The 20,445-nt window shown below is 65.1% G+C and carries 20 protein-coding genes and 1 tRNA gene; 10 read left to right on the forward strand and 11 right to left on the reverse strand.

Translation table 11 applies throughout. The annotated features are described in order from the left end of the window. Positions 1 to 196 precede the first annotated feature (196 nt). Positions 197 to 445 carry a hypothetical protein gene (locus QZ408_RS12970; protein ID WP_292492117.1) on the forward strand — a complete coding sequence of 83 codons (249 nt, stop codon included), beginning with the start codon at positions 197 to 199 and terminating at the stop codon, positions 443 to 445. 330 nt (positions 446 to 775) lie between these two features. Here QZ408_RS12970 and QZ408_RS12975 read toward each other — a convergent pair. Both QZ408_RS12975 and serA read right to left on the reverse strand, forming a co-directional pair. Next, positions 776 to 849, reverse strand: a tRNA-Val gene (locus tag QZ408_RS12975). A 135-nt stretch (positions 850 to 984) separates the two neighbouring features. Next, positions 985 to 2,568, reverse strand: a complete 1,584-nt coding sequence (gene serA, locus QZ408_RS12980; protein ID WP_292492119.1) for a phosphoglycerate dehydrogenase — start codon at positions 2,566 to 2,568, stop codon at positions 985 to 987. A gap of 95 nt (positions 2,569 to 2,663) precedes the next feature. On the opposite strand from serA, the gene ppsA reads away from it, so the two are divergent. Genes ppsA through QZ408_RS13015 form a run of 7 tightly spaced genes read left to right on the forward strand, consistent with a single transcriptional unit; the run spans position 2,664 to position 10,982 of the window. Further along, positions 2,664 to 4,955, forward strand: a complete 2,292-nt coding sequence (gene ppsA, locus QZ408_RS12985; protein WP_292492121.1) for a phosphoenolpyruvate synthase — start codon at positions 2,664 to 2,666, stop codon at positions 4,953 to 4,955. Then, positions 4,948 to 6,045 carry a tyrosine decarboxylase MfnA gene (gene mfnA / locus QZ408_RS12990; protein WP_292492123.1) on the forward strand — a complete coding sequence of 366 codons (1,098 nt, stop codon included), beginning with the start codon at positions 4,948 to 4,950 and terminating at the stop codon, positions 6,043 to 6,045. The genes ppsA and mfnA overlap by 8 nt, the downstream gene beginning before the upstream one ends. Beyond that, positions 6,038 to 6,589, forward strand: coding sequence for a hypoxanthine/guanine phosphoribosyltransferase (gene hpt / locus QZ408_RS12995; RefSeq protein ID WP_292492125.1), 552 nt, complete (start codon positions 6,038 to 6,040; stop codon positions 6,587 to 6,589). Before mfnA ends, hpt begins: the two co-directional genes overlap by 8 nt. After that, on the forward strand, positions 6,573 to 7,520 hold the full coding sequence (gene dph2 / locus QZ408_RS13000) for a diphthamide biosynthesis enzyme Dph2 (RefSeq protein WP_292492127.1): 948 nt from the start codon (positions 6,573 to 6,575) through the stop codon (positions 7,518 to 7,520). The genes hpt and dph2 overlap by 17 nt, the downstream gene beginning before the upstream one ends. Further along, a complete protein-coding gene (locus QZ408_RS13005) occupies positions 7,517 to 8,128 on the forward strand; it encodes an METTL5 family protein (RefSeq protein ID WP_292492129.1) in 612 nt (203 codons plus the stop codon). The genes dph2 and QZ408_RS13005 overlap by 4 nt, the downstream gene beginning before the upstream one ends. A 4-nt stretch (positions 8,129 to 8,132) precedes the next feature. Further along, the gene (locus tag QZ408_RS13010; RefSeq protein ID WP_292492130.1) at positions 8,133 to 9,287 is read left to right on the forward strand and encodes an MFS transporter; all 1,155 of its coding nucleotides are present in this window, start codon (positions 8,133 to 8,135) and stop codon (positions 9,285 to 9,287) included. Between the two features lie 45 nt (positions 9,288 to 9,332). After that, positions 9,333 to 10,982, forward strand: coding sequence for an AarF/UbiB family protein (locus QZ408_RS13015; protein WP_292492132.1), 1,650 nt, complete (start codon positions 9,333 to 9,335; stop codon positions 10,980 to 10,982). Between the two features lie 1,257 nt (positions 10,983 to 12,239). On the opposite strand, the gene QZ408_RS13020 is transcribed toward QZ408_RS13015, so the two are convergent. Genes QZ408_RS13020 through cofG form a run of 5 tightly spaced genes read right to left on the reverse strand, consistent with a single transcriptional unit; the run spans position 12,240 to position 15,247 of the window. Beyond that, positions 12,240 to 12,521: a ferredoxin-thioredoxin reductase catalytic domain-containing protein gene (locus QZ408_RS13020; RefSeq protein WP_292492133.1), complete on the reverse strand. Its 282-nt coding sequence runs from the start codon at positions 12,519 to 12,521 to the stop codon at positions 12,240 to 12,242. 8 nt (positions 12,522 to 12,529) lie between these two features. Continuing rightward, positions 12,530 to 13,240, reverse strand: a complete 711-nt coding sequence (gene purQ / locus QZ408_RS13025; RefSeq protein ID WP_292492135.1) for a phosphoribosylformylglycinamidine synthase I — start codon at positions 13,238 to 13,240, stop codon at positions 12,530 to 12,532. 3 nt (positions 13,241 to 13,243) lie between these two features. Beyond that, positions 13,244 to 13,486: a phosphoribosylformylglycinamidine synthase subunit PurS gene (gene purS, locus QZ408_RS13030; protein ID WP_292492137.1), complete on the reverse strand. Its 243-nt coding sequence runs from the start codon at positions 13,484 to 13,486 to the stop codon at positions 13,244 to 13,246. Beyond that, complete coding sequence (purC, locus tag QZ408_RS13035) at positions 13,483 to 14,208, reverse strand: phosphoribosylaminoimidazolesuccinocarboxamide synthase (RefSeq protein ID WP_292492140.1); 726 nt, start codon at positions 14,206 to 14,208, stop codon at positions 13,483 to 13,485. The genes purS and purC overlap by 4 nt, the downstream gene beginning before the upstream one ends. Positions 14,209 to 14,251: 43 nt before the next feature. Then, on the reverse strand, positions 14,252 to 15,247 hold the full coding sequence (gene cofG, locus QZ408_RS13040; protein ID WP_292492142.1) for a 7,8-didemethyl-8-hydroxy-5-deazariboflavin synthase CofG: 996 nt from the start codon (positions 15,245 to 15,247) through the stop codon (positions 14,252 to 14,254). Between the two features lie 101 nt (positions 15,248 to 15,348). Between cofG and cofC the strand changes: the two genes are divergently transcribed. After that, a complete protein-coding gene (cofC, locus tag QZ408_RS13045) occupies positions 15,349 to 15,996 on the forward strand; it encodes a 2-phospho-L-lactate guanylyltransferase (RefSeq protein ID WP_292492144.1) in 648 nt (215 codons plus the stop codon). Here the strand turns inward: cofC and cofE are convergent. Genes cofE through glyA form a run of 4 tightly spaced genes read right to left on the reverse strand, consistent with a single transcriptional unit; the run spans position 15,922 to position 19,635 of the window. Next, complete coding sequence (gene cofE, locus QZ408_RS13050) at positions 15,922 to 16,728, reverse strand: coenzyme F420-0:L-glutamate ligase (protein WP_292492146.1); 807 nt, start codon at positions 16,726 to 16,728, stop codon at positions 15,922 to 15,924. The two genes, cofC and cofE, sit on opposite strands and share 75 nt — an antisense overlap. After that, positions 16,725 to 17,540: a dihydropteroate synthase gene (gene folP, locus QZ408_RS13055; protein ID WP_292492148.1), complete on the reverse strand. Its 816-nt coding sequence runs from the start codon at positions 17,538 to 17,540 to the stop codon at positions 16,725 to 16,727. Before folP ends, cofE begins: the two co-directional genes overlap by 4 nt. Beyond that, the gene (folD, locus tag QZ408_RS13060) at positions 17,516 to 18,367 is read right to left on the reverse strand and encodes a bifunctional methylenetetrahydrofolate dehydrogenase/methenyltetrahydrofolate cyclohydrolase FolD (protein ID WP_292492150.1); all 852 of its coding nucleotides are present in this window, start codon (positions 18,365 to 18,367) and stop codon (positions 17,516 to 17,518) included. Before folD ends, folP begins: the two co-directional genes overlap by 25 nt. Further along, positions 18,364 to 19,635: a serine hydroxymethyltransferase gene (glyA, locus tag QZ408_RS13065; protein ID WP_292492152.1), complete on the reverse strand. Its 1,272-nt coding sequence runs from the start codon at positions 19,633 to 19,635 to the stop codon at positions 18,364 to 18,366. The genes folD and glyA overlap by 4 nt, the downstream gene beginning before the upstream one ends. Positions 19,636 to 19,824: 189 nt before the next feature. Here glyA and QZ408_RS13070 point away from each other — a divergent pair, with 189 nt between their 5' ends. Continuing rightward, positions 19,825 to 20,442 carry a hypothetical protein gene (locus QZ408_RS13070; RefSeq protein WP_292492154.1) on the forward strand — a complete coding sequence of 206 codons (618 nt, stop codon included), beginning with the start codon at positions 19,825 to 19,827 and terminating at the stop codon, positions 20,440 to 20,442. Positions 20,443 to 20,445 lie beyond the last annotated feature (3 nt).

Genomic DNA, 20,445 nt, shown 5'->3' on the forward strand with positions numbered 1-20,445 from the left:
GGGCGGAGGGCTCCGCGGATGCTCGATCGCCGGCTCCTCTTTTGCCTCATCAGCGAGCGTGCGCTTCTGCCCTCCCGTGACGCCAGGATGGGGATCCGTCCCGGCCTGCGCCCCTCTCCAAGCGCCCTCTTCTCCGGCTCATCCTCCCGTGACGGCAGGAGCCCCCGGTAGAGGGCCGCGATCAGGCACGGCTACGATGCCAAGAACATCGGGGGACATGTGGCGCGGCATATGGCCCTACATCGAAGGTGAGTGGCGATGGCATGACTTTGAAGGCCATGATGAGGCGATTCTGCATGCAGCGCAGTTCTGCTACGATTGCCTGCTGAACTATGCTCGCGCCCTGAACGGGGATTGTGCCGACAACCGGTGCTGGCGAAGGTGCCCCACAGTCAGTGAGGGACAGGGGGCGGCCGGTCCGGCTGCGCTCGCCATCGGCGCGTGAACCGGCGCATGCCCGATCCTCACAAATCCCTCCACAATTCCCCACTTCCCTTCTTGTGAACGTACGGCAATCCTTCGTCTACTGTCCACCTGCCTTCTCCTCCAGCCTTGGACGACGGGGATCGCAGGAATGGGTAAGATCTGTGAAAAAACCGCGCGTGGGTGGCAGGTGCACGCTCCGGTGGAGACGCACAGAACCGGAGATTCTCCTTCAGAGAAGGCACATTCGTCCCGACGATGATGGTACGGAATTATCTGATTTATCGACGTCTCCCGGCGGTGAAACTCAGGAAAAAGAACTTCAAGAAATCAATCGTTTCAAAAACAGTGATGGGCTCGCTGAGATTCGAACTCAGGACCTCCGCCATGTCAAGGCGACGTCATAACCAGCTAGACCACGAGCCCGTGTCTACCCGACGATCAATAAGGTTGGTGCTCCGGGTATAAAATTATTCCCTCCCCCCAAAAACCCCCGTGTGCCGGCTCCGCCCCATCGGGGGCCGGCACGCGGTAGAACAGGGGGTGATTGGCCGGGACCGGTCAGATCTCGGCGTGCTTCGCCGTGTGGATACCGTCGATCTTCCTGATCTCGTCCATCGCATCGGCCGGCACCGAGGAGTCGACCGTGAGGACCATCAGCGCCTCTTCGCCGGGCCGGTGGCGTCCCACCTGCATCCCCGCGATGTTCACGTTCGCCCGGCCGAGGATCGTCGCGGCCTTCCCGATGACGCCCGGTTTGTCGGTGTGGCGGGAGATCACCACGTGGCCGGTCGGGGTCAGGTCTGTCATGTAGCCCCCGATGCTCACGATACGGGCGCGGTTCGGGCCCGAGACGCTCCCGCTCACCGACTCGGCCATGCGGTCGGTCTTTGCCGTGATGCTGATGATGTTCCTGAACCCCTGCGCCTCTTCGGTGGTGGTCTCGCTCATCCGGATGCCGCGCTCCTTTGCGACGAACTCCGCGTTCACGATGTTGACCGGCATCTGCAGGATCGGGTCGAGCATCCCCTTTAAGATGACGCGGGTGATGAACTTCGTGTTCGGCATCTGGGCGACCTCGCCGCCGTAGGTGATCTCGATCGACTCAAGGCGCCCCTCGATGAGCTGGATGAGGAGGCGGCCCATCTTCTGCGCGAGCATCGCATAGGGCTCGACCAGCGCCTGCTGCTCCGCGGGCACCATCGGCGCGTTCACCACGTACTTCGCCGGGCCGCCCGAAAGGACGCTGATGCACTGGTTCGCCACCGATATGGCGACGTTCTTCTGCGCCTCGACCGTGCTCGCCCCGAGATGCGGCGTCACGATCACGCGGTCCAGCCCCATGAGCGGAGAGTCCGTCGGCGGTTCCGACTCGAAGACGTCCAGCGCCGCGCCGGCGATCTTGCCGCTCGCAATCCCGTCCGCGAGCGCTTTCTCGTCGATGATCCCGCCGCGGGCGCAGTTGATCAGCCGCACCCCGTCCTTCATCGTGGCAATGGACTTCGCGTTGACGACGTGGCGCGTCTCCTTGATCAGCGGCGTGTGGACCGTGATGACGTCCGCCCGCCGGAAGAGGTCGTCGAGCGAGACCAGTTCGACGCCGATCTTTGCCGCCCTCTCCTTGCTGATGAAGGGGTCGTAGGCGATGCACTTCATCTCCATCGCCCGTGCCCGCTTCGCCACCTCGTTACCTATCCGCCCGAGCCCCACGATGCCGAGGACCTTGTCGTTCAACTCGATCCCCATGAACTTCGATCGTTTCCATTCGCCCTTCTTCAAGGACGCGTTCGCCTGGGGGATATTGCGCGCAAGCGAGAGCATCATCGCCATCGTATGCTCCGTGGCCGCCAGGGTATTGCCTTCCGGAGCGTTCGCGACGATGATGCCCCTGCGTGTCGCCGCCTCGGTATCGATATTGTCGACCCCGGCGCCGGCACGGCCGATGAACTTCAGTTTCGCTCCCGCGTCGATGACCCGCGCCGTCACCTCGGTGCCCGAGCGCACCAGCAGGGCATCATAGTCCCCGATAGCGCGAACGAGCTCATCCTCGGTCAACCCGGTGTTGACATCCACGTCGCAGAACTCCTTGAGGATGTCAATCCCTTCCTCTGCCAGCGGGTCGCTGACCAGCACTCTATATTTCACAGTTCAACCCATATCTGATTCGACATCATGTGTATTGATGCTTTTTCCTCCGAAATCTTTTATGTAATGGTGAGAAGTATATGTGTGGTGCGAGAATGAAGGAAATGCCCAACATTCTGTGGCTCGAAGAAATAAAAAAGGAAGATATCCCCTCCGTAGGCGGAAAGGGGGCATCTCTTGGTGAGATGACGGCAATCGGTCTTCCCGTGCCGAAAGCATTTGTGGTGACCGCGCAGGCGTTCCGCAAGTTCCTTGTCGAGACCGGGATCGAGGAGACGCTCTTCCGGCGGTTGGAGCGCCTCGACGTCGACGACAACGGAGCGCTGGAGTCCGTCTCCCGTGACGCGCAGGACCTCGTCCTGAGCGTCGAGATCCCCGACCATATCCGCGAGGAGATCACCGATGCATACGCCCGGATGGGGGCGAACGGGACGGTCGTCGCCGTCCGTTCGAGCGCCACCGCCGAAGACCTGCCGGAGGCCAGTTTCGCCGGCCAGCAGGAGACTTTTCTCAATATCCTTGGTGACGAAGACCTCGTCGACGCAGTCCAGCGGTGCTGGGCCTCCCTGTACGGCGCGCGTGCCGTCTACTACCGGGCCAAGCAGGGGTTCGACGACCGGAGCGTAAACATCGCCGTCGTCGTGCAGGAACTCATCAGGTCGGAGAAGTCCGGCGTCATGTTCACCTCCCACCCCGTCACCGGCGAACCCCTGACCATCATCGAGGGGTCCTGGGGGCTCGGAGAAGCCGTCGTCTCGGGCAGCGTCTCGCCCGACAACTACGTCTTTGACCTGCGCTCGGAGCGGGTGGTCGACCGCCTGATCGCCGAGAAAGAGATCATGATCGTGCCGGAGGGAGAGCACGGGACGAAGGTCGTCAACCTTTCCGAGAAACAGCGCACTGCCCCGGTCCTCTCCGACGCCGAGGTGGCGCGCCTCGCGACGCTCGGCAGGATCGCCGAGAGCCACTACGGCGTCCCGCAGGACATCGAGTGGGCGATCGTCGGCGGCGACGTCTTCATCCTCCAGTCGAGGCCGATCACGACGATCCGGCGGCCCGAGATCCCGCGCCCCGGGGCCGGACCCGGCGCGCGGCCTGAAAAACCGCTCGGCGTGGTGCTCCTCGAAGGCCAGGGCGCGTCCCCCGGCGTCGCAAGCGGCCGGGTCGTGATCGTGCGCGACGTCAAGGACACGAGCGCCGTCAAGGAAGGCGACATCCTGGTCACGAAGATGACCAACCCCGACATGGTGCCGGCGATGCGGCGGGTCAGCGCCATCGTCACCGACGAAGGCGGCATGACCTGCCACGCGGCCATCGTGAGCCGGGAACTCGGGACGCCTGCGGTCGTCGGGACCAAGAAGGCGACGAAGGTGCTCCAGGACGGGCAGGTCATCACCGTCGACGGGGAGAAAGGCACCATCTACGAGGGAGCGGTTGCGGCCCCGGCGCCGGCACCGGCAGCCGCGACGGTGGCGGCAGCGCCCGCCCCGGTCATCACCGGCACGCTCGTCAAGGTGAACGTCTCCCTCCCCGAGGCCGCAAAGCGGGCCGCCGCAACCGGCGCCGACGGAGTCGGCCTCCTCCGGATCGAGCACCTCATTCTCGGGCTGAACAAGACCCCGGGCTGGTACGTCGAGCACGGCAGGGAGGAAGAGTTCATCAGCGAACTCTACGGCGGCATCAAGACGGTGCTCGATGCTTTTTCGGGAAAACCCGTCTGGGTCCGGACGCTCGACGCCCCGACCGACGAGTTCCGGAACATGGAGGGCGGGGAAGAGGAGCCGATCGAGCACAACCCGATGCTCGGGTGGCGCGGGATCCGCCGGGACCTCCGGAGCCCCGACCAGTTCCGCCTGCAGGTCGAGGCGTTCAAGAGACTCTGGGCCGCGGGTTACAGCAACCTCGGCGTGATGTTCCCGATGGTCAACCATCCCGGCGAGTTCATCCGGGCCCGGGCAATGATGAAAGACTGGGGGGTCGACGTGGAGAACGCAACCCTCGGCGTCATGGTCGAGATCCCGAGCAGCGCCATCCTGATCGAGGACTTCATCAGGGCCGGGATCCGGTTCGCCTCGTTCGGGACGAACGACCTCGTCCAGTACACGCTCGCCATCGACCGGAACAACGAGCACGTCGCCGACATGTACGAGCCCGAGCACCCCGCCGTGCTCCGGCTGATCGACTACGCGATCAAAGCCTGCCGCGAGCACGAGATCGAGTGCTCCATATGCGGCCAGGCCGGCTCCGACCCCGCTATGGTCGCATGGCTCGTCGGGCACGGCATCACCAGCGTCTCCGCAAACATCGATGCCGTCCCGCGCATCCGTGAGGCCGTTGCGCGCAAAGAGCGGCAGATCCTGTTAGATGCGGCGAGAAGAAATGCGTGAGCAAGGATGCCCCGAGGGAGATCTCTTCTCCTTCCTTTCATCGCAGCGAGAGAAGGATCTCGGCTACCGGAACATCTTAAGTTCGATGTGCACGCCGCCCCACCCGGTCGCGGCCCGGGCGCATGCCATGTTCCTTGAGACCAACCTCGGCGACCCCGGGCTCTTCCCCGGGACGGCGGAACTTGAGGAACTCCTCGTCCGGAGGCTCGGTGCGCTGATGCACCACCCGAAAGCCGGGGGATATGCGACGAGCGGCGGGACGGAGTCGAACATCCAGGCGTTCCGGATAGCAAAGAAGCAAAAGCCGGTGGAGTCCCCAAACGTCGTGGTCCCGGCGTCGAGCCACTTCTCGTTCCAGAAAGCCTGCGATATCCTCGGGCTCGAGATGCGGACGGCCCCGCTCGACGCCCGATTCCGGGTGGACGCGGAGGCGGTCGAGGCTCTCGTGGACAGGAACACGGTCTGTATCGTCGGGATTGCCGGGACGACGGAGTACGGGGTGGTCGACCCCATCGCCCGCCTCGCCGATGTGGCCCTTGACCGGGACATCTTCTTCCACGTCGACGCCGCGTTCGGCGGGATGGTGGTGCCGTTCCTCGACCGGCCGATCCCGTTCGACTTCCGGCTCCCCGGGGTCGACTCCATCTCCGTCGACCCCCACAAGATGGGGATGAGCACCATCCCGGCCGGCTGTCTCCTGGTCAGGAACCCGGAGTGCTTCTCGTGCCTCAACGTCGATACGCCCTACCTGACGGTGAAGCGGGAGTGCACCCTTGCCGGCACCCGGCCCGGGGCGTCGGTGGCCGCCGCGTTTGCGGTCCTCGAGTACCTGGGGATGGACGGCATGCGGGCGGTGGTCGCCGGGTGTATGGAGAATACTCGACGGCTGATCGAGGGGATGGAGACGCTCGGCTACGAACGGGCGGTGACCCCGGACGTCAACGTGGCGACGTTCTCCTGCGGCCGTGCGCCGGAGGGGTGGCGGGTCTCGACGACCCGCGCCGGGCATATACGGATCGTCTGTATGCCCCACGTCACCCGCGACGTGATAGAAGCGTTTCTCGGAGATATGAGTGATGTGCATGCTTGAACGCCTGATACATTCGCTGGAAACCTCCCCGGTCATGAAGCGCGGGGAGTACAACTACTTCATCCACCCGATCACCGACGGAGTGCCGCTCGTCGAGCCCGCGCTCCTCCGCGAGGTCGCGTGCGCCATGGTGCGGATCCTCGACCTTTCGGGCGTCGACAAGATCGTCGTCTGCGAGGCGATGGGTATCCACATCGGCGTCGCCTTCTCGATGATGACCGATATCCCGCTCGTGGTCGTCAGGAAACGGTCCTACAACCTCCCCGGGGAGGTTGCGGTCCACCAGACCACGGGCTACTCGAAGGGGGAACTCTACTTAAACGGCGTTGGTGCGGGCGACCGGGTCGTGATCATCGACGACGTCTGCAGCACCGGGGGGACGCTACGCGCCCTTATCAGCGCGCTCGGGCAGGTGGGTGCCGATATCGCCGACATATGCGTGGTCATCGGCCGGGGCGACGCTGATATCGGCCGGCCGCTCAAGACCCTGGTCAAGATCGAGGTCTCCGAGGACCGGGTGCGTGTCGTTGATACCTGTCTCTGACCTCGTCGTGAAACTCCACGAGCGCGCTGTACGGTCCGTCGCTCTCCAGTTCCCCGCCGGGCTCGCGCGACAGGCGCCACAGGTAGCCGCCGCCCTCCGCGACGCGGGGTTCTTCGTGGTCGTCAGCGGCGACCCCTGTTACGGGGCCTGCGATCTCGCGCTCGACACCCTTCTGCATGCTGACGTCCTGGTCCATTTCGGCCATGCGCCGGTCGAGGACCGCCCGGATGTCATCTACGAGCCTGTCAGGTTCGACTTCGACGTGAACGCCCTTGAGGCAGCCCTGCCGCTCCTCCGCACCCGCCGGATCGGTCTCGTCACGACCGTCCAGCACGTCCACCTGCTCAGCGCGATGGCGGCCTACCTCCGCGAGCGCGGGATCGAGGCGGTCGTCGCGCCCGGCGACGGGCGCACACCGCTCGTGGGGCAGGTGCTCGGGTGCAACTTCGCCGCCGCGCGGGCGACGGGCGCAGACGAGATCCTCTTTGTCGGGACCGGGGTCTTTCACCCCATCGGCATCCAGCTTGCGACCCGTTCAAGGGTGGTGGCGCTCGACCCTTACACCCGAAAAGCGCAGGAGGTTGACGCCGACCGCCTGGTCCGCCGCCGCGCCGCGGTGATGGCGAAGGCAGAGGGCGCTGAGAGTTTCGGGATCATCGTCAGCACAAAAAGCGGGCAGCAGCGGATGGGGCTTGCCCGGCGGCTTGTCGCCCTCTCCGACCGGGCGGTGCTGGTCATGATGCGCGAGGTTTCGCCCGGCGAGCTCCTCGACCTCGGCTTTGCGGCTTACGTGAACACCGCCTGCCCCCGGCTGGCCTACGACGATCAGGCCCGGTTCCCCGTCCCGGTGCTGACGCCGCCGGAGTTCGAGATCCTCTGCGGGGCCCGGTCCTGGGACGATTATACGATAGACGAGTACCTCGCTGCATGAACCTCCGGCACCTTGAGATGCGGCTCGAACGCCTCGAAGGCTTCGGGCGGCCGACCGCCCGCCTCGAACAGTACCAGACCCCGGCGCCGGTGGCGGCCCGCCTCCTCCACCACGCCGCCATGCAGGGCGCGATCGAGGGGCGCCGGGTCTGCGACCTCGGGTGCGGGACGGGGGTCCTCGCCTGCGGCGCGGCGCTCCTCGGCGCTTCGGCCGTGACCGGGGTGGAGATCGATCCGGCCGCAATCGACGCCGCCCGCCGGAACGCGCAGATGCTCGGCGTCTCCGTGGAGTTTCTCGTCGCCGACGTCCGGAGCCCCAGCGTCGACTGGGCGCGGCTCGCGTGCGACACCGTCGTGATGAATCCGCCGTTCGGGGCGCAGAAGGCGCACGCCGACCGGCCGTTCATCGATCGGGCGCTCGAACTTGCGGGTGTGGTCTACGGCATCTTCAACGAGGGCTCGACCCCGTTCGTGGCGGCCTATACCGAAGGCCGGGCGGCGATCGACGAGGTGATCCGGTGCGCGTTTCCCCTCCGGCGGACGTTTGCCCACCACCGCAAAGAGCGAGTGGATATTACTGTAGAGGTCATACGCTTACGGCGGATCTAATACCGTGACCTCCGATACCAAGTCCGTCTGGGGGCTCTCGGCCGCCCACCTGGTGACCGACCTCTACTCGCCGGTCCTCCCTGCGATCCTGCCGCTCCTCATCGCGGAGCAGGGCTACTCGTTCTTCCTCGCGGGGCTGATCGTCACGGTCTACAACCTCACGTCGTCGCTCGTACAGCCGCTCGTCGGCTGGGTCTTTGATACCCGGGGGTTTGCCGTCCACGTCGGGACGAGCGTGGCGATAAGCGCGATATTCATATCCGTCATCGGCCTCTTCAACAACTACCATCTCGTCCTCGCGTCCGTCGCCGTCGCGGCGCTGGGACACGCTTTCTTCCACCCGAGCGCGCTCGGGACCGTCAGCCGCCTGACCCGGGACGCGAGCCGGGGCCGGATCACCTCCTACTTTGTCATCGGCGGGAATCTTGGCTACGCGATCGGCCCCATCTGCGCCGGGGTGGCGGTCGGCCTCATGGGTCTTCCCGGCCTCGTCATCCTCGCCGTCCCCGGCGTAGCGATGGCGGCGGTGCTCCGGCGGGTCCTCCCTGCCCCGGAGCGCCCGGAGAACCGGCCGGCGCCCGCCTCAAGCGAGCGGCCCGCCTACCGGGCGATCGCCCTCCTGGTCGCGGCCTCGGGCCTCCGGGCATGGGCGATCTTCGGCTCGGTCGCCTACCTCCCGACCGTCCTCACCCTGCGGGGGATCGACCTCGTGACCGCAAACCTGCTCGTCTCGGGGATGCTCATCGCCGGGGTCGTGGGGCAGGTCGTCGGGGGCACGCTCTCGGATCGCTACGGCCGCAAGGAGTACACGCTCGTCGGGCTGGTTGCCGCCGTCCCGCCGTTCCTCGTCTTCCTCTCGACGGGCGGCATTCTCTCGCTCATCGCTCTGATGATCTTTGGGTTCATCCTCTGGTCGACCTTCGCCGTCACCGTCGCCATGGCCCACGAGATCGCCCCCGGGAACGTCGGGCTCGTCTCCGGCCTGATGCTCGGGCTCGCGGTCGGCGTGGGCGGGATGGGGGTCGCGGTCACCGGGTGGATCGCCGACCTGACGGCTTCCCTCCCGCTCGGCCTCACGACCATCCCGCTCGCGATCGGCCTTGCCTTCCCCCTCTTCCTCGCCGTCCCCTATCCCTGGAAGTCGCTCTCCCGGGGATGAGCCGGGCCCCATGCCTTAAGTATCGGGAGTGCAGAGTTCATCCCGATGGTCACCCGGCTCCGGCGCTACCGGCAGATTGCGGATGTGCTGGCGAAGTACGGTTTTGATATCCTGGTCGAGGAGGTCTTCCCCGGGATCGGGCGGTTGCGGGGGGCCCCGAAACCCGCTGAGGAGAGACGGTCGGTATACGAGCGTATCCGTCTTGCGCTCGAGGAACTGGGGCCAACCTACATCAAGTTCGGCCAGATCATGAGCACCCGGCGGGAACTTCTCCCCCCTGAACTGATCGAGGAGTTGCAGCGGCTGCAGGACCAGGTTGCCCCGCTCCCGTTTGTGGAGATCCTGCCCGAGATCCGGAAGTACTGCCCGAACCTTGAGGAGTGTTTCGACATCATCGAGGCCGATCCGGTCGCGGCGGCCTCCCTCTCGCAGGTGCACCGGGCCGTGCTGAGGGACGGCCGGGTCGTCGCCCTCAAGGTGCAGCGCCCCGGGATCGTCGACCTGATCGAGACCGATCTTTTGATCCTGCAGTCGCTTGCACGGCGGGTGGAGTCGCTCTTCCCGGACCTGCAGGTCTACAATCTGCCGGGGATGGTGGACGAGTTCTCGGTCCAGATCCGGCGCGAGCTGGACTTCTCCCAGGACGGGATGAACGCGGAGCGTCTCAGGAGGAACATGCGCGACATCCCGTGCGTGCGGGTCCCCCGGATCCACTGGGAGATCTCCGGCCCCTGTCTGCTCGCCATGGACTACGTCGAGGGGGTCCGGATCGACGACGTGGCGGCCATCCGCGCGTTCGGCCTCTTCCCGGAGGAGATCGCCGATCTCGGGTTTCAGGCTTACGTCCAGCAGATCTTCGTCGACGGTTTCTTCCACGGGGATCCGCACCCCGGAAACCTTCTCGTGACGGGACGGGGCGAGATCGCCTTCCTCGACTACGGTATCGTCGGGGTCCTCCGCCCGGAAAGAAAGCGTGTCTTTGTCGATCTCCTCCTCGCCATGACCCGGACGGACGTCGCGGGCGTGGTCTCGGCGCTCAGGAGGCTCGACGTGCATATCGACCCTGCCGACCTTGACGCCGTCAAAGACGACCTCTACCTGGTCCTGCTGGACTACCGGGAGATGCGCCTTGAGCAGGTGAACTTTGCGGTAGCGATCCGGGGCCTGACCGACACCCTCCGGCGGTACCACATCCGGGTTCCGCCTGCCCTGATGCTGATGATGAAGGTGATCGTCATGGTGATGGATGTCGGCACCCGGCTCGATCCAACGTTTAACTTCGACCAGCGGATCCGGCCCTACCTGACGGGAATCGCGGCGCAGCAGCGGTTGTCCCCCGAAACCATGGCAAATGCGGTGCGGTCGCTCGCGGGCGCGGCGGAGGGGCTGCTTGCCATCCCGGCGAACGTGAACGAGACCTTAAAAACCCTCTCGGAGGGGACCGTCACGATCGAGCTTGAGGATACCGACCTTGGGAAGATCGTCGGCGTCATCGACCGGACGAGCGACAAGATCATCGTCGGGCTGGTGGTCGCCGCGATCGTCGTGGGTTCTTCGCTGGTGCTCCGGGTGGCCGACCTCCCGGTCCCCGGCTACGTCACGACCCTCGCCGCCCTGGGCTACGTCTTCGCGGTGCTCGTCGGGTTCTACGCGGTCTACAATGTCTTGAGGCACGGCCGCGCTCTCCGGCGGTGAGGGGCCGGACGAGGGCCGGTCCCCCGTTCGCGCCCAACGGGCGTGTGCCGTGTATCCGGTGCTGGCGCCTGCGAAGTCCGGCAGACGGGTTACTCATACGCGCTCTCCGGCATCCCCCACTCCGCCCGCGCTTCACCCAGGTGGGATACCCATACACTTCTCCGGCATCCCCACCCCGCCCGCGCTTCCTGGAGGATACTTTACGTCCCTCTCCGGCATCCCCACCCGTCCGCGCTTCACCCAGGTGGCATACCCATACACTTCTCCGGCATCCCCACCCGCCCGCGCTTCTCTCCCCGCCCTCCCGGGGCAGGGCAGTCATGGCGATACCCGATGGGAAGCCGTGCCCGGGAGCGGCGCTGACATCGGTTTCCCGGGAAGGGCGGGGAGAGCCGACCCGGGCGGATCTTCCTGGGATCTCCCCGTGCACTGGACCGTGGTGGCTATCGCCCGGGGGCTGACGGGAGGGCGAGCCCTCCCCTGTCTCTGCCTCGTGTCTTCAGCGTCCAGACTCAAATTCTACAGATTGCCATACGCCTGTAGCCCCCTCCCGGGGGCAGGGGCAGTCATGGCGATACCCGATGGGAAGCCGTGCCCGGGGAGCGGCGCTGACATCGGTTTCCCGGGAAGGGCGGGGAGAGCCGACCCGGGGCGGATCTTCCTGGGATCTCCCGTGCACTGGACCGTGGTGGCTATCGCCACGGGGGTGGGGCTGACGGGAGGGGCCGTCCCTCCCCTGTCTCTGCCTCGTGTCTTCAGCGTCCAGACTCAATTCCTACAGATTGCCATACGCCTGTAGCCCCCTCCCGGGGGCAGGGGCAGTCATGGCGATACCCGATGGGAAGCCGTGCCGGGGGAGCGGCGCTGACAGCGGTTTTCCGGCGGAGGGGAGAGCGAGCCCGGATCCGGTTCTTCCCAGGTTCCCCCCGGGTGGTAGACCGTGGTGGCTATCGCCACGGGGAGGGGGCGGGAGAGGTGACGAGCCCTCCCCGGCTAAAATGACGCCCGGATGTTCTTTTCTGTATTCTCTCGCCTCGCCGGCCCCCGGCCTCCTCCCCTATCCCCGGGAGGGCGAGGGCAATGCCCGGGCGTGCCCCCCCTTCGCGGCCTTCCGGATAGAGTGAAACCTGAGCGGTAATCTCTTTGGTTCCCGGGAACCGATGCATTCGTGACCTTCCTTTGCGCTCAACGCCGGAGCCCGTCGGTCCCGAGAGAAATCACCCTGTCCCGGGGCCGGGAGGGCGAACAAAAAGGGTTTTATTCGGATTTTTTCTTGAAGAACAGCCTGCAGTGGCAGGACCCCTGCTCTTCGATCTCCTGCTCGTGATAGAGGCAGGGGCAGATGATGATCCGGTCCTTCTCGGGATCCCCGCTCCGGAGCCTGCAGGGGCAGTATGCCGCCCCCAACCGCTCTTTGTTCCGGGCAAGCCCGCGGAGGACGGCCGAGAGCTGTTTCTCGTCGACGTTTAAGACGTAGCCTTTCTCCTTCGCGTAGGCCTTCGCCTTCGCGCGCGTCGCTTCGATCTCTTCTTCGGTCATACTATGTATCAGGCCTCCTGCCGTCCGTGCTCTTCGATATGGGCTATCATCGAGTTAAAGATTTTGACCCCGTCCTCCGTTCCGAGGACGGACTCGCTCGCCCGCTCGGGGTGCGGCATCATCACGAGGACGTTTCCCGCCTCCGAGAGGACGCCGGCGATGTTCTCCGCCGACCCGTTCGGGTTGCTCTCCGGTGTTGCGTTGCCGTGCTCGTCGCAGAACCGGAACGCGACCCTTCCCTCACGGTTCAGCCGTGCGATCACGTCCGCGGGGGCGACATACCGGCCTTCCTTGTGGGCAATCGGCACCCGGACAACCTCGCCCTCCCGGTAGAGGCTGGTGAACGGGGATGCGGCGTTCTCGACGCGGAGGTAGACGTGCCGCGATATGAACTTCGGGTAGGCGTTCAGCGTGAACGTGCCAGGGACCAGTCCGGCCTCAGAGCCGATCTGCGCGCCGTTGCAGATCCCGAGGACCAACCCCCCGCCCTTCGCGTGCCTGACGACATCGGCCATGATCGCCGTCCGGGCGGCGATGGCCCCCGCCCGGAGGTAATCGCCGTAGGAGAACCCGCCCGGGAGCACCACGGCGTCGTAAGGGCGGACGAGGCCGTCCTTGTACCAGACAAGGTCCGTATCGACCCCGCAGACGTCCGCGAGAACGTGGTGGGTGTCCCGGTCGCAGTTACTCCCGCCGAACTGCACCACAGCAAACCTCATACCTCACTCGACCTCAATCGTGTAGCGGTGGATGACCGGGTTTGCGAGGAGCCGCTCGCACATCTGCCGTGCCTCTTCTTTCGCCGCCGCCGCATCCGCCGCGTCGAGCGTGATCCGGAAAAGGCGCGCTGTAGCGAGGTCCCCGGCCGGGAACCCCAGGTTCGCGAGGGCGTGCCGGATGGCGCGCGCTTCGGGGTCCAGCATTCCTTCCTTGAGTGCAATGGTGATGGTTACGGTATAGTTCATGCAGATCCTCCTTTGGGCGGCGCGAGTATTCGTTTCGCGACGCCGGCGTACGTCTCCAGGACGTCTCCCTTGTTGAAACGGTAGACGTCCTTGTCAAGAGACGCCCCGGTCTCCTTATCCCAGAGCCGCATCGAGTCCATGCTGATCTCGTCGCCGACGACGATCTCGGCATTACTCCGGCCAAACTCGAGTTTGAAGTCGACCAGGGTGATGCCGCGCGCATCGAGGTACTCCGAGAGCACCTCGTTTATCGCGAGTGCCATCGCCTTGATCTGGTCGAGTTCTTCGGGCGTGGCAAGCCCGAGAGCGTAGATCAGGTCGTCGTTGAGCATCGGGTCGTGGTGGGCGTCGCTCTTGTAGTCGATGACGATCACCGGCGGATCGAGCACCTCTCCTTCCCGGAACGGGTAGTTGCGCACGATGGAGCCGGCCGCGACGTTTCTCACGATCACCTCGAGCGGGATCATCGTGAGACCCCGCACCGCGATGACGGCGGGTTCGACGCTCGCGAGGTAATGGGTCCGGATCCCGTTCTCCTCCAGGTACCTGAAGAAGAACGAGGAGACTTCCGCGTTATATCTCCCCTTGCCGCCCAGGGTATCTTTCTTCCCGCCGTCAAAGGCCGTGATGTCGTCCCGGAACTTCATGATGTAGACGTCCGGGTCGTCGGTGCGATAGACGGACTTAGCCTTCCCTGTGTAGAGGAGGTCAACCTGTTTCATCGCCAGATCTCCTCGTAGGTGTTGATCGGGATGCATGATGAGGTTATGCACCCTCCCCCTGGCCGGGTGCCGCGATCCGCGCCGCGAGCCGCCGGATCAGGGGTTCGAGAAGAGGGGAATACCAGCCCTTCTCGATATACTGCGGGTAGATGCAGAGCCGCTCCCGCAGTTCGGCGTCCCCGGCAACCCTCTTCAGTTCCTCGATCTGCGGCCAGGGGCGCTCGGGGTTGACGTAGTCGATGGTGAGCGGGGAGACCCCGCCGAGGTCGTCGACGCCGCACCCGACCAGGTGCGATGCGTCTGCGAGGTTCGGGGGTATCTGCACTGCGACGTCTGCCGGGAGGATCTCCCGGGCGAGGGTTATCGTCGCACAGAGTTCGTCCGTGTCGGGCGCCGGTGCGCCTTCCATCAGTGTCCCGGGTTTCGGGCAGAAGTTCTGCACGATCACCTCCTGGATATGGCCGAACCGCGAATGAAGGTCCCGGATGACCTCGAAGGACTCCTCGCGGTCCTCCATCGTCTCGCCGATCCCGACCAGGATCCCGGTCGTGAACGGTATCGAGAGCTTGCCGGCGTTCTCGATCATCTCGATCCTGACCGCCGGATCCTTTCCGGGGGAGTCGCGGTGTGCAGGGATCTCTGCGGTCGTCTCGAGCATCAGCCCCATGCTCGCGTTCACCGCGCGGAGCCGGTCGAGCTCCTCGTAGGAGAGGATGCCGGCGTTGGTGTGCGGGAGGAGCCCCCTTCTTACGGCCGCAAGAGAGAGGTCGTAGACGTAGTCGAGGATGTCGGCATAGCCGATCCTGCCGAGCACGGCGGCAAACCCCGGCACCGCACCCGGGCGCTCCCCGAAGGTGAAGAGCGCCTCCGTGCAGCCGAGACTCGCGCTCGCTTCCATGGTGCGGAGCACCTCGCCGGGAGGCATGACGCACCCCTCCCGTACCGGCGTCCGGAAACAGCAGTAGCCGCAACGGTTCCTGCAGACCGTCGTTAAGGGGAGGAACGCGTTCCTTGAGAAGGTGATCACGCGGCGGTGCATGGGTATATGTCGGCACCTTTCCACATCAAGGTTAGGGGTCAGGTGTCCGGCGCACAACCGTAACGATGCCTTTTTGATGCTATCCCGACAACTGTTTCTCAATGTACTTCCACGCGCTCATCCCCTTTAAGCCCGTCAACCCAAAGACACGCCTCTCCTGCATCCTCGACCAGGAAGAGCGGGAGGCGTTCGCCCGGGCGATGCTTGAAGACGTGATCGCATCCGTGCTGAAGTCCGGGTGCAGCGCCACCCTCCTCTGCACCCACCCGTTCAAGCACGAGAACGCGCTCGTCGCCGTCAGGAAAGAGTCGTTGAACGAGGCGATCAACTGGGCGCTCGGGCAGTTCCACTGTCCGGCACTCATCATCATGGCTGACCTCCCCCTGGTGACGGCCGGGGACATCCAGCGGCTGATCCGCACCGAGAAGGATATGGCCATCGTGCCGGGCCGGGGCGGCGGGACGAACATTATATTTCTCAAAAAGCCCCGGTGCTTCCGCGCCGACTACTACGGCGCAAGTTTCCTCGACCACCTGCGGATCGCGGGAGAGTGCGGTTTCTCCGTCGAGGTGATCGACTCGTTCCGGATGTCGACCGATATCGACGAGAAGGAAGACCTCGTCGAGATCCTGATCCATGGAAAAGGGAGGAAGAGCCGGGAGTACCTGGAGAACTCAGGGTTCTCTCTTGTCATCGACGAGAAGGGACGGGTCGGCGTGCAGCGCGACGCCCATGAAGAGGCACTCTGACGCGTCGATGGTGGCGACCCCGGCGTAGTCGCCGACCGGGAGCCCGAGCCCCCGCACCACGGCTGCGGGGACGCACTCGTTTGCCTCTCCCATCACGAGTTCCGCGGCGGACGCGATGCAGTCCGCCACTGCCCGCTTGGTGACCTCGAGTTCGCGGCCGAAGAGGTCCTGTTTTCCGCATTCGTCGAGCACCGACGGGATCCCTGAGCACCCGATGGCGACCCCGCTGCACCCGAGGCGCATCGCGTGCGTCCTTGAATCGATGACGATGACGCCGACGTCCGCCCCCGACCGAACCCTGATCGCCGTGCGTATCCGCGCCGCGGATGCGTCGGGGTCGGCCGGCAGGAGGAGGACGGAGCCGTGGGGGGTGTTCGAGGCGTCGATCCCGGCGTTCGGGAGGAGCGTCCCGTTCTTCATGCAGAGCAGGAACCCGGGGATGCCCCCGACGACCCGGTCGCTCTCCCGGAGGACCACCTCGACGAGGCGGGGGTCCATATGGTATTTTTCAGCGAGCCTGAGCGCCTCATCAGACGGCTCGACACCGGCAAGGTGCACGGCCCGCCCTTCGGCGGTGGCAACGGCCGATTCGGCGACGACCACGACGTCGCCGGCCAAAAACCCCCCGCACTCCGAACGCCCGGCCGCCGCGATGAGGTGAGCCGCGACGTCGTCGCCGGCACAGATCAGCGCGGTCGCGAGGCCGTAGACCGAGAACGACGGTGTCGTCATAGTCTCCTCATCTTCCCGGAGACCCGCAGGAGGTCGGCAGTCTCGCGGACGTCGTGGCTCCGCACGACGCTCGCTCCCTTCTCCACCAGCATCGCCGTGACCGCGAGCGTCCCGGCGAGCCGGTCTTCGGGCTCTCTCCCGAGCAGATCCCCGATGAACGTCTTCCGGGAGACCGCAGCGAGCACCGGGCGGCCGAAGGACGAGAACGACTCGAAGTTCCGGCAGAGTTCCCAGTCGTCCTCGCTCGTCCTCCCCGGGACCCATCTCCCGACAGCGGGGTCGAGGACTACGTCCTCAATCCCGAGGCGCGCGCACCGCGCCACAACCGCATCGAGCGCGGCGAGCGTTGCGGCAAGCCCGACCGCATCGCCAGGCTCCCTGAAACTTGCCATGACGAATGCCGGGAGCCCGGAGTCGGCGACCACCCGGGCGTAGCGCTCGTCGGCAAGACCGGAGATGTCGTTTGCCGCGTGGACGTCGTGGCGGAGGCAGACCTCGAGCACCTCCGCATAGCGGGTGTCCACCGAGAGGGTGATCCCGGTCCCGTCGAGTTCGGAGAGCGCCGTGTCCATCCGTGCCGCCTCCTCGGCAACGGTGATGGGGGAAGAGCCCGGAGCCGTGCTCCGCGCCCCGAGGTCGATCAGGTCGGCGCCCGCATCGATCATGGCAAGAGCCCGGTCGTATATCCGGCCGGCCGGGGTGTAGGAACCCCGGTAGAACGACTCGGGGCTGCAGTTGATGACGCCCATCAGGCGGACGGGAGCGTCGCCGCCGATCCGGAGGCGGTTTATCGTGCAGTCTCGTCGCAGCATGTCCTCAACCTGGCTGCCTTGAAGGTGTTCTCCATCAGCGTCGCGATCGTCATGGGGCCGACGCCGCCGGGGACCGGGGTTATCGCCCCCGCCCGCTCGCGCACCGCCTCGAAATCAATGTCGCCGCAGAGTTTACCCTGCTCGTCGTAGTTGATCCCGACGTCGATGACCGTCGCGCCAACCTTTACCATCTCCGGCCTGACAAACTTCGCTCTTCCGACCGCGCTGACCAGGATGTCGGCGTTCCGCGTCTCGTCCTCGATGTTCCTCGTCTTTGAGTGGCAGATCGTGACGGTTGCGTCGGCATTCAGGAGCAGGGCGGCCATGGGCCTCCCTACGTCGATGCTCCGGCCGACGACGACCGCCCGCTGCCCGCGGGCCGGGATCCCGTACTCGTCGAGGATCGTCATGATCCCCTGCGGGGTGCAGGGGGCGTAGACCGGTTTCCCGGCAAGAAGGCGGCCCAGGTTGAAGGGGTGGAACCCGTCCACATCCTTTATGGGCGCGACCGCATCGATGACGCGGGTGGTGTCCACGCCCCGGGGGAGCGGCAGCTGGACCAGGATGCCGTCGATGTCCGGGTCGTTGTTGAGGCGCGCGATCGTCTCAAGCACCCGTTCCGTGGAGGCGTCCTCCGGGAGCTCGATGCCGACGGACCCGATCCCGACGCGCTCGCACGCCCGGTGCTTCATCCGGACATACATCTGCGATGCGGGATCGTTTCCCACGATGACGGTCGCGAGGCGTGGGTAGAGCCCGGACTCGTCTATCTTCTCCTTGAGGATCTCGAGCCTCTTCTCAGAGACCGCTTTTCCGTCGAGTATCATGCTACTTCTGGGTAGAGGGGATACTTGCTTGCGAGGGCAATAACCTCTTCCCTCACTTCGGTGATCGCCTTCTTTGAGGTCCGGTCGCGGGCGACATCCTTCACGACCCGGGCGATCCAGTGACCGATCTGTTTCATCTCCTCTTCTTTCATGCCACGGGAGGTGACGGCCGGCGTGCCGATGCGCAGACCGCTCGTCACGAAGGGGCTGAGCTGCTCGCGGGGGATGGTGTTCTTGTTGACGGTGATGCCCGCCTCTCCAAGCGCGGTCTCGGCCGCAAGGCCGGTGAGGTGCTCGTGGTTTGTGGAAACCCCGGTCAGGTCAAGGAGGATTAAGTGGTTGTCGGTGCCGCCGGAGACGAGGTCGAGCCCTTCCTCTGCGAGGACGCCGGCCATCGCGCGTGCGTTCTTGACGACCTGTCCGCAGTAGTCCCTGTACGTGGGGGTCAGCGCTTCCTTGAAACAGACCGCTTTTGCGGCGATGATGTGCATCAGCGGGCCGCCCTGCATGCCGGGGAAGACGGACTTGTCGATGGCGGCGGCGTCCTCTTTGCCGCACATGATGGCGCCGCCCCGGGGGCCCCGCAGGGTCTTGTGCGTCGTCGTCGTCACGATATCGACGACGCCGACCGGGGAGTTGTGGTATCCGGTCGCGCAGAGTCCGGCGATGTGGGCGATGTCGGCCATGCACCGCGCACCGACGGTGTCGGCGACCTCCTGGAACGCCTTAAAGTCGATCTCGCGCGGGTAGGCGCTCGCGCCGCAGACGATGATCTGGGGTTTTACGATCCGCGCCATATCCTCGATGACCGCGTAGTCGAGCGTCTCCGTCACGGGGTCGACGCCGTAGTGGAAGATGGAGTACCAGCGCCCGGTGATGTTGACCGGCGAGCCGTGGGAGAGGTGGCCCCCCTGGGTGAGGCTCTGGCTCATGATTTTGTCCTTGTAGTTGAGGTAGGCGAAGTAGACCGCCTGGTTTGCCTGGCTTCCCGAATGCGGCTGGACGTTTGCGTGCTCCGCCCCGAAGAGTTTACACATCCGGTCGCGCGCCAGGTTCTCCACGACGTCGTGGAACTCGCAACCGCCGTAGTAGCGTTTGCCGGGGTAGCCCTCGGCATACTTATTGGTCATGATGGAGCCCATCGCCTCGAGAACCGCCTTGCTGACGACGTTCTCGGAGGCGATCAGCTCCAACCCGTTGATCTGACGCAGGCGCTCCTTCTCGATGACGCCTGCGACTTCCGGATCGAAGTTTGCCAGATTAGACATGCAGAAAAAAGGTTGCTTTGGTGAGGTAATATTCTTTCTTTTGCAGGATTTGTCCGTGCAGGCTGCATATCCGGCGACTGCCGGCCTGTAGTCTGACATATCCCGGATAAAAAGTAATCATTCTTCTTTTCGGGAATCCATAGTAATATTATTACGTAATTATTATCAAGGATTAATTCGAGGGAGACAATGGCACAGAAAGATGCGAGGATACGGTTCCTTGAGCGGGAACTCGCGGAACGCGAGAAGGAGATGGAGACGATGACGGAGTCTGATCAGCCGGCGGTACCGGATGCGGGCGATGAGCGCCTGCGCGATCTGGAGCGCAAGGTGCGGGAGCTCGAGGCCCTCGTCAAGGGCCTGACGGAGGAGGTTTTGGACCTCAAGTCCGTGACGATGAAACTCTCCCGGGAGACGGAAGAACGCAAGGTTAAGCCCGTCGCGGCCGAAGGGAGGAGGGCCGGGGCGACGCTCCAGGCGGAGCCCCGCGCCGCCGCCGGGCCCCGGCCGGTGCGTGCCGCCGAACCCCGGGAATCCGCGCGGCCGGTGGAGAAGCAGCGGGCCCGTGCGGACCAGGACGACGCGAACATGGAACTTATCATGCAGAACGACGGGACGCTGAAACCGGAGCCGCGGAGATCCTCGGAGTATATCATCGCAAGCAACAAGTTCGGGAACGCCCCGGCGAAGGGCCGGGGCCGGGGCGGCAAATCGTCCGACCGGACGCTCTTCGTGGAGCAGAAGAAGCGGGAGGTCGAGAGCGTCATCCAGGCTGAAGAGGACGACACCGTCGATCTCGACAGATAACCA

The organism is Methanoculleus sp. 10 (assembly GCF_913757945.1).
In the GTDB taxonomy this organism is placed as follows: domain Archaea; phylum Halobacteriota; class Methanomicrobia; order Methanomicrobiales; family Methanoculleaceae; genus Methanoculleus.